This is a genomic window from Streptomyces sp. NPDC001514, from assembly GCF_053597075.1.
Genome location: NZ_JBSFHO010000003.1, coordinates 116,385 through 130,644, shown reverse-complemented (window position 1 = coordinate 130,644; position 14,260 = coordinate 116,385). Strand labels below are relative to the sequence as shown.

Genomic DNA, 14,260 nt, shown 5'->3' with positions numbered 1-14,260 from the left:
GCAGGGCGATGCCCGCGTCCCTCGCGGTGGCGACCGTCCTGACGACGGCCCTGTCCGGCTGGCTGACCCACGAGGTCTACGAACAGCGGGTGGAGGAGCGGCGGCACCAGGACATCCTGGCCGCGGCCCGCCAGTCCGCGCTGAACTTCACGTCGCTCGACCACCGGCACTACGCGCGGGACAGCGCGAACGTACTGAAGGGTGCCACCGGCGACTTCAAGAAGCAGTTCGCGGCACAGACCGCCGAGCTGACCAAGCTGGTCGCCGCGAACAAGTCGGTCTCCCAGGGGCAGGTGCTCGAAGCGGGCATCACCCGGGCCGACGAGCGGACCGCCCGGGTCCTGGTGGTCGCCGACAGCAAGGTGACCAACATCGCGGCGCCCGAAGGGCAGGCCCGCACCTACCGGCTGCAGCTGGACCTCGTGCTGGAGAACGGGCGCTGGCTGACGTCCGGCGTCGAGTTCGTGGGCTGACCGCGCCGCGTACCCCCGTACCCCCCACACCCCCACACCCCCGTATCCCCGTATCCCCAGAGAGGAGAACCCCCCGTGGCGAACACGAGCACCCGAGGTCGCGGCGTCAGCTCTCCCGCCCGCCGCTCCATGACCGCGGCCGCCCGGGCGGCGGCCAAGCGCGCCCAGCGCCCAGGAACCGGCGAGGACGGGCTGGACGAGGCCACGGTGGTGGCCGGACGTACCCTTCGCGCGGAGGAGCCGGAGCCGGGCGCGAAGGAGCCGGAGCCGGACTGGGAGGCGCCGGACTGGGAGGAGCCGGGCCCCGAGGAGACGGACGCCGAGGAGCCGCCTTCGCATGGGAGGCGGCGGCGCGGGCTGCTGTCCGCCGTCCTCGCGGTCCTGGTCCTGATCGCCCTGGTCGCGGCCGTCGTGCTCGTACGGGAGTACTGGGACGGGCGGCAGACGGACCAGGCGCGGCATGAGGCACTCGCCGCCGCGCAGAAGGCCGCGCCGGTCGTCCTGTCGTACGACTACCGGCATCTGGAGCGGGACTTCGCCGCGGCGCGAGGCCATCTCACCGGGGCCTTCCGCGACGAGTACGGGAGGACGACGGCGAAGGTGGTGGCACCGACCGCGAAGAAGTACCAGGGGGTGGTCGAGGCGACGGTGGCGAGGCCACCGGGTGGTGGCGCCCCCGCGGCCTCGGTGGTGTCGGCATCGCCCGACAGGGCCGTCGTCCTGCTCTTCGTCAACCAGGTGACCCGGAGCACACAGGTCTCTGGGCCCCGTGTCGATCTGAGCCGGGTGCGGATGACGCTCATGCGCACCTCGGCGGGCTGGAAGGTGAGTGCCGTCGACGCGCTGTAGCCGCACGAAGCCATACCCCTGACCCCTGCTGGGGCGCCCTCCGGGTGCCCCAGCAGGGGTCTTTTTGCGGCCGCTCTTTGTTCTCACTTCGTGGTCACCTTCGTGGCCGCTCTTGACAGCTCTCCCCCACTCCAGGCAATCTTCCATTAAGCAGAAACGAACTTCCGCAATACGGAAGGAGCGCATACCCCTCATGGGATACACGGACCAGCGCTTCGATGTGAACCTGTCGATCCTCTTCACGGAACTCCCGCTCCTGGAGCGCCCCGCGGCCGCCGCCGCGGCGGGCTTCACCGCGGTCGAGCTGTGGTGGCCCTGGATCGAGACCCCCACGCCCGACCAGAGCGAGCTGGACGCACTGAAGAAGGCGCTGGAGGATGCCGGCACCCAGCTGGTGGGCCTGAACTTCTACGCGGGGCAGCTACCGGGACCCGACCGCGGCGCCCTCTCCGTGCCCGGTGAGGAGTCGGACCGCTTCCGCGCCAACATCGACGTCGCCGCGGACTTCGCCGCCTCGGTGGGCTGCAAGGCGCTGAACGCGCTGTACGGCAACCGCGTCGAAGGCATCGCCCCGGAGGTCCAGGACGAGCTCGCCCTGGAGAACCTGATCACGGCGGCCCGTGCGGCCGACCGGGTCGGGGCGATCCTTCTGATCGAGACCCTGAACAAGCCGGAGTCCCCGCTCTACCCGCTGGTGAGCGCGCCGTCCGCGATCGAGGTCGTGGACAAGGTGAACGCGGCGACGGGCCTCGGGAACGCGAAGTTCCTGCTCGACATCTACCACCTGTCGATGAACGGCGAGGACGTCAGCCAGGTCATCGCGGAGTACGCCGACAGGACCGGCCACGTGCAGATCGCCGACAACCCGGGCCGCGGCGCGCCGGGCACCGGCTCGCTCCCGCTGGAGCAGCTCCTCGACGAGCTGAAGAAGGCCGGTTACGACGGCTGGGTCGGCCTGGAGTACAAGGCCGGCGGCCGCCCGAGCGCCGACTCCTTCGACTGGCTGCCCGCGGACGCCCGCGCGGCGCGCTGACTTCTTCCCGTACCACCAGTTTTCGAGAGGCACCCTCACCATGAGCACCCTTACCGATTCCTCCCAGCCCACCCGCCCGGCGATTGCGTGGATCGGCCTCGGCATCATGGGCTCCCCCATGTCCGAGAACCTGATCAAGGCCGGCTACTCGGTCACCGGCTTCACGCTGGAGCAGGACAAGCTGGACCGGCTGGCCGCGGCCGGCGGCACCACCGCGGGCTCGATCGCCGAGGCCGTCAAGGACGCGGACGTCATCATCACGATGGTGCCGGCGTCGCCGCAGGTCGAGGCCATCTCCTACGGCCCCGAGGGCATCCTGGAGAACGCGAAGCAGGGCGCGCTCCTGATCGACATGTCGTCGATCACCCCGCAGACCTCGGTCGACCTGGCGAAGAACGCCGCCGAGAAGGGCATCCGCGTACTGGACGCCCCGGTGTCCGGCGGCGAGGCGGGCGCCATCGAGGCGGTCCTGTCGATCATGGTGGGCGGCGAGCAGGCAGACTTCGACGCGGCCCTCCCGATCCTCGAGGCGCTGGGCAAGACCATCGTCCTGTGCGGCCCGCACGGCTCCGGCCAGACGGTGAAGGCCGCCAACCAGCTGATCGTCGCGGTCAACATCCAGGCCTGCGCCGAGGCCGTCGTCTTCCTCGAGAAGTCCGGCGTGAACCTCCAGGCCGCCCTGGACGTCCTCAACGGCGGTCTGGCCGGCTCCACCGTCCTGACCCGCAAGAAGGACAACTTCCTGAACCGGGACTTCAAGCCGGGCTTCCGTATCGACCTGCACCACAAGGACATGGGCATCGTCACCGACGCCGCCCGCAACGTCGGTGCCGCGCTGCCGGTGGGTGCCGTGGTCGCCCAGCTGGTCGCCTCCCTGCGCGCCCAGGGCGACGGCGGCCTGGACCACTCGGCCCTGCTGCGCGCCGTCGAGCGCCTCTCGGGCCGGCCGGTGGCCTGAGCCTGGGCCTGGGCCTGGGCCTGGGCCTGGGCCTGAGCCTGAGCCTGAGCCTGAGAAGGCTCCTTCGGAGGGTCTGACCACCCTCCCCCCGACTTCCGGGCCGTGGCTGCGCTGACACCTGTCCTGTCGCGCCCAAGTGCAGCCACGGCCCGGATTCACACCCTAGATTTCAACAAACTGTTGACGTTCTGGAGGAGCGAATTTACGCTCCTGACACGCTCAACAGCCCCTGCACGGAAGGTCATCCCGCCACCAATGACGCAGCGCGTTCTTACGACCGAGTCCGGCGCCCCGGTCGCCGACAACCAGAACTCCGCCACCGCCGGCGTCGGTGGCCCGCTCCTCCTCCAGGACCAGCACCTGCTGGAGAAGCTCGCCCGCTTCAACCGTGAGCGCATCCCGGAGCGCGTCGTCCACGCGCGCGGCTCCGGCGCCTACGGCTACTTCGAGGTGACCGACGACGTCACCGGCTTCACCAAGGCCGCCTTCCTCTCCGGGGTCGGCAAGCGGACCGAGACGTTCATCCGCTTCTCGACCGTCGCCGACTCGCTCGGCGGCGCGGACGCGGTCCGTGACCCGCGCGGCTTCGCGCTGAAGTTCTACACCGAAGAGGGCAACTACGACCTCGTCGGCAACAACACCCCGGTGTTCTTCATCAAGGACCCGATCAAGTTCCCCGACTTCATCCACTCCCAGAAGCGCGACCCGTTCACGGGCAAGCAGGAGCCGGACAACGTCTGGGACTTCTGGGCCCACGCCCCCGAGGCCACGCACCAGATCACCTGGCTGATGGGCGACCGCGGCATCCCGGCCTCGTACCGCCACATGAACGGCTACGGCTCCCACACCTACCAGTGGACCAACGCCGAGGGCGAGGCCTTCTTCGTCAAGTACCACTTCAAGACGAACCAGGGCATCCGCTGCCTGTCGTCCGAGCAGGCCGCCGAGGTCGTGGGCAAGGACGCCAACAGCCACCAGACCGACCTGCTGCAGGCCATCGAGCGCGGTGTGAACCCGTCCTGGACCCTGTACGTGCAGATCATGCCGGCGGCCGAGGCGGCGGACTACCGCTTCAACCCGTTCGACCTGACCAAGGTGTGGCCGCACAGCGACTACCCGCTGCAGCGCGTCGGCCGTCTGGTCCTCGACCGGAACCCGGACAACGTCTTCGCCGAGGTCGAGCAGGCCGCGTTCTCGCCGAACAACTTCGTTCCCGGCATCGGTCCTTCGCCGGACAAGATGCTCCAGGGCCGTCTGTTCGCGTACGCGGACGCCCATCGCTACCGCCTCGGTGTGAACCACACCCAGCTGCCGGTGAACGCGCCCAGGGGGACCGTGGCCGACAACTACGGCCGCGACGGTTTCATGGCCACCCGCAACGGCTCGCGCCACGACAAGAACTACGAGCCCAACTCGCACTCCGGCCCCGCCCAGACGGACGCGGCCCTGTCGGCCCCGCTGGCCATCCACGGCTACACGGGCACGCACGCCGCCCCGGCCCACACCAAGGACGACGACTTCTTCCAGGCCGGTGAGCTCTACCGGCTGATGTCGGAGGAGGAGAAGCAGCGTCTGGTCGCGAACATCGCCGGTGGCCTGTCCCAGGTCACGCGCGACGACGTGATCGAGAAGAACCTCGCCCACTTCCACGCCGCCGACCCGGACTACGGCAAGCGCGTCGAGGAAGCGTTCCGCGCCCTGCGCGAGGACTGAGCGGCGTACTCGGCACACCGAGACCGCGTACGGGAGCCGACTGGGAGGTCTTCTTCCCGTACGCCGTCCGAACCGCCGGGCCCGGATGAGGGGTGGCCCGCGGCAAGGACAGCGCGAGGACCGCGGCGGCGAGCGAGCCAGTGCGGTGGTACGGGCCGTCCGGCCCCCTTCTTGACCTGAAGGAAGGCCAGGCCGGAAGCCCATCGCCCCCGCCGCGGTCCCAGCAGCACCTCCCGCCGGACTCCGTCCGTCGGATCGGGGGGGTATGACAACCCAAAGACTCCGCCCGGCGGCGCGAACGTCCTGTCGCGCCAGCCTCGCACCGTCGGGCGGCAACAACGTCACAGCCCCACAGCCTGACGGCTCCACCAGCCAGGGCTCACAGTGCGGTTTACGGTCCCGCACTGCGTTCCCGAGCGATCAGCCGGTGACCTTCGCACAGAGGTCACCGGCTGATCGTGTCTCTGGTCATGGGACCGTCACAGAACAAGGCCGGCGCAATGTGCACCCACTGTCTGATCCCGGCAAGCAGACCTTCCAACGCGCCGAGCTCCGCCCCGCTGGGCGGGAGCGGAGCCCCTCGGCTACAGACCACCACCCTGGCGGCCTCAGCTCGCTGCGAGCAGATCCGCGGCCCTTTCTCCTATGACGATGGCGGGGGCGTTGGTGTGGCCGCGGATGATCGTCGGCATGATCGACGCGTCCGCGACCCGTAGGCGCTCCACGCCTCGTACGCGGAGTTGCGGATCCACGACGGAGGCGTCGTCGCGGCCCATCCGTGCCGTTCCCACGGGGTGGTAGAGGGTGTGAGCGTGATCGGTCAGCGCGAGCGCGTCACGCCGGTCACGGGGCAGGTGCTCGGCCCCCGCGGGCATGAGGAAGCGGCCCGACGACAGCCCGCGGGCGGTGAGCCGGTCGATGATCTGCTCGCAGACGTCGAGCCCTGCCAGCAGGGCCGCGCGGTCGGTCCCGTCCGTGTCCGTGAGGTAGCGCGGGTCGATGACCGGCTTGTCGAGCGGGTCCGGCGAGGCGAGGGTGATCGATCCGGTGCTCCGGGGCCGGAGAAGGATCGCGCCCACCGTCACACCGTGTCCTGGCGGCTTGACGAGACCCTCACCGAGGAACGGCACCGGGGCGAAGATGATTTCGATGTCGGGGAGTTCGAAGTCGGGCCGGCTGCGGACGAATCCGTATGCCTCGCCGACGTTCGAGGTGAGCATTCCCCGGCGGCGCGCAAGGTAGTTCAGGATCTCTACGGGCCGCTCGGCCGAGAACAGTGTGTTGTCCGGGACGTCGACGGCGAGCCCGGAGATGAGGTGGTCGGTGAGGTTGGCGCCGACCTCGGGGGCGTCCACGAGGACGTCGATCCCCCGTTCGCGCAGGTGAGTGGCGTCGCCGATGCCGGAGAGCATGAGCAGTTGCGGGGTGTTGACCGCGCCGCCGCTGAGGACGACCTCACGGCGTGCCAGCACCTTGCGCGTGACGCCGCCCGTGACGTACTCGACGCCCACCGCCCGGCGCCCGTCGAAGAGGACGCGGGTGGCCTGTGCGTTCGTGATGACGTGCAGGTTCGAGCGGCTGCGGGCGGGTTTGAGATAGCCGTCAGCAGTGCTGAACCGCGCGCCGCGTCGCTGGCTCACCATGGTCTGCGAAAACCCCATGGGCGTGGCCGTGTTGGCGGGCTCGACGGCATGGCCGAGTTCCTGGACGGCGTCGAGGAAAGCGGCCGTGTGCGGGTTCGGGTTGCGCTGCGGCTCGATGTTCATGGGGCCGGAGCGTCCGTGGTCCGGGTCGGTGGCCCCCGTGATCCTCTCCATACGGCGGAAGTAGGGCAGAAGGCCTTTCCACGACCAGTCGGGGCCGCAGAGGTCGCCCCACTCGTCGTAGTCGGCGGCGAACCCGCGCACCCACATCATGGCGTTGATCGAGGAGCAGCCGCCGAGCATCCGGCCCCTGGGCCAGTAGATGCTGCGCCCGGAGAGTCCGGACTGCGGGGCTGTCGAGTAGTCCCAGTCGAGTTCGGTCTTGAAGAGCTGGGAGAAGGCGGCGGGGATGTGGATGGCTGCCTTCTTGTCCGGGCCGCCCGCCTCCAGGAGGGCGACCGAGGCCGTGCTCTTCCCGGTCAGCCGGCCGGCGAGCGCGGCTCCGGCCGAGCCGGCTCCGACGACGACGTAGTCGACGCTGTCGGGCAACGCGCTCATCGGGTCACCTCGATCGCGCCGTCGTCCGTGGTACCCGCGTCCCGGAGTTCTCGCTTGAGGATCTTGCCGGTGGCGTTGGTGGGCAGGACGTCGAAGAACTCCACCAGGCGGGGGTATTTGTAGCCCGCCATCTCCTCCTTGCACCAGGCGATGAGTTCCTCCTCGGAGAGCTCCGCGCCCGGGGCGAGGACGATGCAGGCCTTGATCTCCTCGCCGTGGCTGTCGTGGGGCACGCCGATGACCGCGGCCATGCTCACGGCGGGATGGGTGAGCAGGACCTCCTCGATCTCCCGGGGGTACACGTTGAAGCCGCCGCGGATGATCATGTCCTTGGCGCGGTCGACGATGTAGTACCAGCCGTCGGCGTCCCGGCGGGCCAGGTCGCCGGTGCGGAACCAGCCGTTGCGGATCACCTCGGCGGTCGCCTCGGGCCGGTTGTAGTAGCCCTTCATGATGTTGTGCCCGCGGATGACGATCTCACCGACCGCGTCGGGGTCCTGGACGGGGGACCAGTCATCGCCGACCAGGTCCACCTCCACGCCCCAGACCGGACGTCCGATGGAGCCGGGCCGCACCTTCTCGCCGCGCGGCGAGAACGTGGCCACCGGGCTGGTCTCCGACAGGCCGTACCCCTCCAGGATGGTGACGCCGAACCGCTCGGCGAACCGGCGGTGGATCTCGACCGGCAGCGCCGAGCCCCCCGAACCGGCCATCCGCAGATTCTTCGCGATCCGTGGCAGGTCCACATCGGACGCATCCGCTTCGAGCAGGGCCCAGTACATCGTGGGGACGCCCGCGAAGAAGGTGACGGCATGACGCTGCATCAGGGCGAGGGCCGAGCGGGCGTCGAAGCGCGGCAGCAGCACCAGGGTCGCCCCCGCCGCGAGACCGGCGTTCATCTGGACGACCTGACCGAAGGAGTGGAACAGCGGCAGGGTGATCAGATGCACGTCGTGCTCGACCTCGCCGAAGATCTTGTGGCAGATCAGCACGTTCATCGTCACGTTGGCGTGGGAGAGTTCGGCGCCCTTGGGCCGGCCCGTGGTGCCCGAGGTGTAGAGGATGACCGCGGTGTCACCGGCCTCGGTGACGGCCGTCTCGAACTCGGCGCCCTGGCCCGCCAGTGCCGCCGTCAGCGTCTGGGCGCCCTCGATCGGGGAGTCATCGGTGGGGGCTGCGGTCATGAGGAAGAAGTGCTCGCAGCCCGGCGCCTCGCCGAATCCGGACCACCCCTCCTGCCCCATCGGGAGCTCGGCGCTGCCCTCGAAGCAGAAGTAGGCCTTAGCCCCGGAGTCGGCCAGGTGGTACGCGACCTCGCGGCCCTTGAGCAGCACGTTGAGCGGGACGACGACCGCGCCGGCCTTGAGGATGCCGTAGTACACGATCGGGAACCACGGCAGGTTCGGGCACGACAGCGCGACCTTGTCGCCGGGCTCGATGCCGCGTGAGCGCAGCAGGTTGGCCACGCGGCGGGCGGCGGCGTCCAGTTCCGCGTAGGTCAGCTGCTGGTCGCCAAGGACGACCGCGGCGCGGCCAGGCACGGCACGGGCGCTGTTCTCGAGCATGACGGCGAGATTGAGCATGGGAACTCCGTAGGTGAGGTGGCGGGATCAGCCGCGCAGGGCGGAGGAGAAGATGACGGGCAGTTCCGCAGGCTCGGCGCCGCGGTGAAGCGGGTGACGCGCTCCACGGTGGTCCCCGCTCCGTACGCCTCTGCGAGGATCAGGCCCGCGTCCGGTGGGACGGGACGACGGCACGTCGTCAAACGGTGCTTCGTCAAGCGGACAGCCGGCGCGCGTCGCGTTCCGGGTCGATCAGCGTGACGGCGGCGGTCCCGCCCAGCAGGAGCAGGGCACCGGTGATCAGGACGGCGTACCGGTAGCCCCCTGCCCCGTGTGTGTCCACGAGGTGCCCGATCAGCGTCGGTGCGATCAGACCGGCGGTGGTCACCACGGCGTTCATGATTCCCAGAGCGCCGCCGCGGCGATCGGCCGGGGCCACCTCCGCGACGGTGGTCACGGCGACGGTGCCCATCGCTCCGGAGAGCGCGACTCCGGCGACTATGAGCAGGACGGTCACGGCACCGGCCGGGGCCGACGGCAGGGCCAGGCACGCCGCGGCGCCGATGATCAGAAGGATGCCGCCGACCCTGCCGCGGGCCCACCGGCTCGCGGTCCCGCGGCGCAGCAGCCATCCGGTCAGGCCCGCCTGACCGAGCACCACGACGCCGCTCAGACCCCAGACCAGCATCAGCAGCCGGGTGGCCCCGGCCGAGGAGTAGCCCAGCCCGTCCTGGAGGTAGGAGGGGAGCCAGACCAGGGCGAAGGCGATCACCCAGTAGGTGCCGAAGTAGGCGATCGTGGCACCGATCCAGGTCCGGGTCGCGAGGATCCGGCGATACGACATCCTGCGCTGGGCCTGGCCCGTCCCGGTTCCGGCCCCCTCACCCGTCCCGTCGCCGGAGCCGGCCGAGGCCGGGGAGCCGTTGTCCGACGTGGCCGCGTACGGTCCCTCTCCTCCGAGAGGGATCCACAACAGCGCCCACACCACACCGGCGACCGCCACCACGGCGACGGCCGAGCGCCAGCCGTGATGGTGGATCACCCACGTCAGTACGGGAGCGGCGACCAGGACTCCCAGGGTGACCCCCAGCACGATCAGCGCCCCGGGCAGGTTGCGCCGGTGGTTGGGGAACCAGGACAGGGTGGCCTGCTGGGCGACGGGGAACGCGGGCCCCTCGGCAGCGCCGAGGAGAACACGCGAGGCGATCAGCACCGCAAGCCCTCCGCCCACGGCCAGAGGAGCCTGGGCGACGGACCACAGCACGGCCATCACCAGCAGCAGCCACTTCGGCCGTATGCGGTCGGCGAGCAACCCCACCGCAGCCCCGGAAAGCGAGAACAGCAGGAAGAAGGCGCTGCTGGCGAGCCCGAAGGCCGACGCGGACAGGCCGAGATCCTTGCGGATCGGGTCGGCCGCCAGACCGAGCACGGACTTGTCGGCGAAGTTGATCATCATGAAGACGACGAGCAGCGCGGTGACGATCCACGCACGGCGTCTCGATCTGTTCGTCGGCGTCGGGAGGCCGGCGGGCACAGCGGGTGCGACATCGGTGTCGGTCACAAGGGCTCCGCGGAGACTGGAAGGGGAGGGGAGGTCCGGTGCTGGTTCAGGAGAGCGGGACGCCGACGATCGAGATGCGCTCCATGACACGGCGCTGCGGGAAGTAGTCGTTGATCGCGTAGTGCTGGGTGGCGATGTTGTCCCAGATCGCGACGGAGCCCGGCTGCCAGCGGAAACGCACCTGGTACTCGGGGATGCGGGCCTGGAGGACGAGCTCGCCGAGCAGGTCACGGCTTTCGGTGTCCGACAGCCCGACGATCCGGGTGGTGAAGGGCTCGTTGACGTAGAGCAGCTTGCGGCCGGTGCGCGGGTGGCGGACGACCACCGGGTGCTCGACGGCCGGCAGGTTCTCGCGGTGCGCGGCGATCTGCTCGTCCGTCATCGCCGCCCCCCAGCTGGGCACCCAGTCGTGCACTGCGGTGAGCCCCTCGATCCGGGTCTTCATGACCTCGGAGAGGTTGTCGTACGCGGCCGCCATGTCCGCCCACATGGTGTCGCCGCCCGCGGATGGGACCTCAACAGCACGCAGGACCGAGCCGAGTGCCGGCGCAGCCATGAACGAGTGGTCGCTGTGCCAGATGTTCTCGTTGCCGACGGCCATGGCGTCCTTGGCCAGGCGGGAGACGCCGACCGTGTCGCCCTTGGGGAAGAAGGGATTGGGCTCCGGGGCGCCCCACAGGCCCGCGAACGCGAGCTGGGACTGGGCGTCGAAGTCATGCTGGTCGCGGAAGAAGAGCACCTTCCACTCCAGCAGGGCCTGCCTGATCTCGTCCGCGAGGTCCTCGTCGATCGGGAGCGAGAGGTCGACACCGTCGATCTCGGCGCCGATGTGCGGAGTGAGCGGGCAGACGTCCAGGAGGTGATAGTCGGGCTGGGTCCCGCCGGGCGCGATGCGCTCGAGCGTGCGCTTTCCGTAGTGCATCAACGGCTTGTCGAGCGCGGGGGCGGGGGCGGTGACGACACTGTCCATGGGTCCTCCGTAACGGGGAGCCGGAAAATCGTTACCGGAAGTATTGTTATTAGGGTGTGGGGAGGCAAGGGTTTGGCGGCATCAAAAATGGAGCCGGAAATCCGGGCGGAAGACCGCTCAGGCAGTTGGGCAGACCGCGCTGCTGACGAGGTCCACCAGCGTGTCCACCAGCGCGGCTTCGGGCATCTCCTGCTCGACGATCAGCCGGAAGAGCAGCGGGGCGGCCACCAGGGTGGCCGCGGCCCGTACGTCGGTGTCGGGGCGCACATCACCGCGGGCGATGCCGCGCTCGAGGATGTTCCTGGTCTCGCTGGTGATCCGCTCGGTGTACTGCGCGTACTGGCTGCGGGGAGCGCCCGCCTCGGCCGCCGCACCGATCATGCCCGCGATCAGACGGTCCGATCCCGGCAGGCGGTACGCCTCCAGACGTGCCATGAGCACGACACGGAGCTCGGCGCGGAAGTCGCCCAGATCAGGCACCGACAGGGGGCCGATGCGGGTCTCGGCAGCGGCGATGATCAGGTCCTGCTTGGTGGGCCAGCGCCGATAGATGGCGGGCTTGCTCACCCCCGCCCGGGCGGCAACGGCGTCCATCGTGACCGCCTGCATGCCCTGCTCGGTGACCAGCTCGACGACCGCGTTCAGGACCGCCCCGGTGACCCGCTCCTCCCGCGGCCGCCCCGGCCCCCGCTCCGCCCCACGCGACTGTGTACCCACCATGCGCAGAGCCTACGATCTCGCCGGACTACGTCGGACCGTGGGTTCGCGCGGCGCCACTGCCGCTCACGTTCTCCACGTGGCGCAGCACAGTCAACCGGTGCCTGGCGCCGTGAAAGCTCGCGTTCGGCGATCATGCAGGTCTCCTGCATACGAGGGACCGCCGGTGGTCCGCGGGGGCTGGTTCTCAGGCGAGGACGTTCACGGCTCGGGCGATCACGAGTCCGAGGATGATCAGGGAGACGAGGGACTGGACTGCCATGACGATCTTGGCCCACGGGGCCAGCGGCATGACGTCGGTGGGGCTGAAGGCAGTGGAGTTGGTGAATCCGAGGTAGAGGTAGTCGATGTAGTGGGGGCGCCAGTGCGTGGCGTTCAGTTCGGGGCTGAGGTGTTGGGGAAAGGCGAGCGCGGGGGTGGCGGGCATGTGATGGGCTCGGGCCGCTGCTCCGCCGCCGTCGAGTTCGAAGTACAGCAGGGAGAAGGCGAGGACGATGGAGGCCCAGACGCTGCCGCCGGCCTGCAGCAGGCCGACGGCGGAGTTGGTCTCGGGCCCGCCGGTGACGAGGTCGTCGACCAGCCGGACGGTCGACCAGATGGCGCTGACTGCCAGCACGCCGACCAGGGCAATCGATACTGCGCGCAGGACGGCCGAGCGGCGGTTGATCCGACCCGGGTCGCCCGCGATCAGCGCCACCAGGAGCAGTCCTTCGACAAGGGGGAGCAGCCAGCGGGGCCCCAGGCGCAGGTCGTCGGGCAGCAGCAGGGTCAGCACCATGGCAGCGATGACGGCTCCGGCCATCGGCCAGCGGGCCTCACCGAACGCTGCCTGCTGCGGCTCCGGCTCGTGCGGATTGCTCGGACCGTAGGCATCGGCGGGGTGATGTCCGGTCATGTTCGGCTGCTGCGTGGGTTCGGGGCGCGGGTGCTTGCCTGCGGCTGCTCCGGCCACACCCCACAGAGTGCCGTCACTACAGAGGCGGCGCGCCGGCCCGCCGGGTCGACACGCCCCGTGCCGGGTCCTGTGGCGGGATCGACGAAAGCCGCGACCGCCCACCTGGTAGCGCCGTCAGGCCAGCGGGTCAAGGCCTCGTTCGGCATTCCATCACCCCAGTCTCCTCAGGGGGCCGGGCGGCACCGCCCGCTTTGTCACCGAACGTACCTCGAAGCCGCGCGAGGACACTTCCTGCCGGATGCGCGTGTCCGTATCCGGCCGACACAGGGCGGGAACGCTAGGTCGCTCGGGTCGCCGCTGTCCGCCCGCGACGCGACCCCCGGTCACCAGCCCGGGGCTGCCGTCGGCCCGAGACTGATCGAATGCGGGAATGTGACGGGTCAGGGGCGCTCGAAGAACTGGAACACGCCTCCGACGGAGAAGCACAGTGCTCCCGTGAGCGTTCCCCAGTTGGCGATGTCGACGTTCACAACGCTTCCGGTCGTGGGACGCGTGAAGGCAGCCAGTGCCGAACCCAGGAAGAGAACGGATCCGAGCTGGTTGATCGCGACGATCCACCAGCCCAGGTCTCGGGGACGGATGCCTGGCCGGCCATGGCAGACCTCGACCAGTGCGAGGTGCCCCGAGATCAGGAACAGGATGCACCCGACCATGTCGGGGGCCCAGATCAGCCTGTTCACCTGCTGGACCGAGAGCCCCTGCAGCAAAGAATTCAGCAGGTTGATACCGAACACGAGCGTTCCCACGAACAGCAGGAAGGTACTGAGCCAGTCGATCCGAGTGGGCTCGTAGCTCCACCATCTCCAGCTCCGTGCGGCCAGCGCACCAGCTCCACTGTCCCGGCGCGGAGCGTTGATCGCCTGGAGCAGTGAGGCGTAGCCGCCGGTGTTGAAGAACAGGCCGCCGACGAAATAGATCCAGGCGCTCGTCGCGTCGCCCGAGCCGAACTGAGCGGTCCCGGCCCCGAGAGCGAAAAGGGCACCGCCGACTGTGAACGCACCCGCGGCAATGGCATTCAGTCTGCGCAGACGGCCAACCGACACGCTGTCTGCTCTTCGGGAACGGGGCTCCAGCTCGCCCTCGGCCCGCACGGTGAGCAGGCCACGCTTGCGCGCGAGGCGTGACTCCCAGACCGCAGTGCCCCCATCCAGTAGGCGCCAGGTCAGCCGGGTTGTGAACGGCCCGGCGCCCTCCGCGTGCTCCTCAGTTCGGCTCACCTGCCGATCTTAGCCCTCTGGTGTGGAAAATCCCTTTTGCGAGACCCGTGA

Annotated in this window: 12 protein-coding genes; 5 read left to right on the top strand and 7 right to left on the bottom strand. The window is 69.7% G+C overall.

The annotated features are described in order from the left end of the window. Positions 1–8: 8 nt before the first annotated feature. The 5 genes from ACWCXB_RS05160 to ACWCXB_RS05140 all read left to right on the top strand — a co-directional run bounded on the left by ACWCXB_RS05160 (position 9) and on the right by ACWCXB_RS05140 (position 5,026). A complete protein-coding gene (locus ACWCXB_RS05160) occupies positions 9–473 on the top strand; it encodes a hypothetical protein (protein ID WP_450719514.1) in 465 nt (154 codons plus the stop codon). A 75-nt stretch (positions 474–548) separates the two neighbouring features. After that, a complete protein-coding gene (locus tag ACWCXB_RS05155) occupies positions 549–1,322 on the top strand; it encodes a hypothetical protein (protein ID WP_450719155.1) in 774 nt (257 codons plus the stop codon). Between the two features lie 193 nt (positions 1,323–1,515). Further along, on the top strand, positions 1,516–2,355 hold the full coding sequence (locus tag ACWCXB_RS05150) for a TIM barrel protein (RefSeq protein WP_450719153.1): 840 nt from the start codon (positions 1,516–1,518) through the stop codon (positions 2,353–2,355). A 40-nt stretch (positions 2,356–2,395) separates the two neighbouring features. After that, the gene (locus tag ACWCXB_RS05145) at positions 2,396–3,313 is read left to right on the top strand and encodes a 2-hydroxy-3-oxopropionate reductase (protein WP_450719151.1); all 918 of its coding nucleotides are present in this window, start codon (positions 2,396–2,398) and stop codon (positions 3,311–3,313) included. A gap of 255 nt (positions 3,314–3,568) precedes the next feature. Beyond that, positions 3,569–5,026 carry a catalase gene (locus ACWCXB_RS05140; protein WP_450719149.1) on the top strand — a complete coding sequence of 486 codons (1,458 nt, stop codon included), beginning with the start codon at positions 3,569–3,571 and terminating at the stop codon, positions 5,024–5,026. A gap of 608 nt (positions 5,027–5,634) precedes the next feature. On the opposite strand, the gene ACWCXB_RS05135 is transcribed toward ACWCXB_RS05140, so the two are convergent. The 7 genes from ACWCXB_RS05135 to ACWCXB_RS05105 all read right to left on the bottom strand — a co-directional run bounded on the left by ACWCXB_RS05135 (position 5,635) and on the right by ACWCXB_RS05105 (position 14,209). Continuing rightward, positions 5,635–7,227: a GMC family oxidoreductase gene (locus ACWCXB_RS05135; protein ID WP_450719147.1), complete on the bottom strand. Its 1,593-nt coding sequence runs from the start codon at positions 7,225–7,227 to the stop codon at positions 5,635–5,637. Continuing rightward, the gene (locus ACWCXB_RS05130; RefSeq protein WP_450719145.1) at positions 7,224–8,810 is read right to left on the bottom strand and encodes a long-chain-fatty-acid--CoA ligase; all 1,587 of its coding nucleotides are present in this window, start codon (positions 8,808–8,810) and stop codon (positions 7,224–7,226) included. The genes ACWCXB_RS05135 and ACWCXB_RS05130 overlap by 4 nt, the downstream gene beginning before the upstream one ends. A 193-nt stretch (positions 8,811–9,003) precedes the next feature. Further along, entirely contained in the window at positions 9,004–10,350 is a 1,347-nt protein-coding gene (locus ACWCXB_RS05125) for an MFS transporter (protein ID WP_450719143.1), read from the bottom strand. A gap of 46 nt (positions 10,351–10,396) precedes the next feature. Beyond that, on the bottom strand, positions 10,397–11,320 hold the full coding sequence (locus ACWCXB_RS05120; protein WP_450719141.1) for a TauD/TfdA dioxygenase family protein: 924 nt from the start codon (positions 11,318–11,320) through the stop codon (positions 10,397–10,399). A gap of 117 nt (positions 11,321–11,437) precedes the next feature. After that, positions 11,438–12,040, bottom strand: a complete 603-nt coding sequence (locus tag ACWCXB_RS05115; protein ID WP_450719139.1) for a TetR/AcrR family transcriptional regulator — start codon at positions 12,038–12,040, stop codon at positions 11,438–11,440. 184 nt (positions 12,041–12,224) lie between these two features. Further along, entirely contained in the window at positions 12,225–12,989 is a 765-nt protein-coding gene (locus ACWCXB_RS05110; RefSeq protein ID WP_450719137.1) for a hypothetical protein, read from the bottom strand. Between the two features lie 383 nt (positions 12,990–13,372). Beyond that, positions 13,373–14,209 carry a hypothetical protein gene (locus ACWCXB_RS05105; RefSeq protein WP_450719135.1) on the bottom strand — a complete coding sequence of 279 codons (837 nt, stop codon included), beginning with the start codon at positions 14,207–14,209 and terminating at the stop codon, positions 13,373–13,375. Positions 14,210–14,260 lie beyond the last annotated feature (51 nt).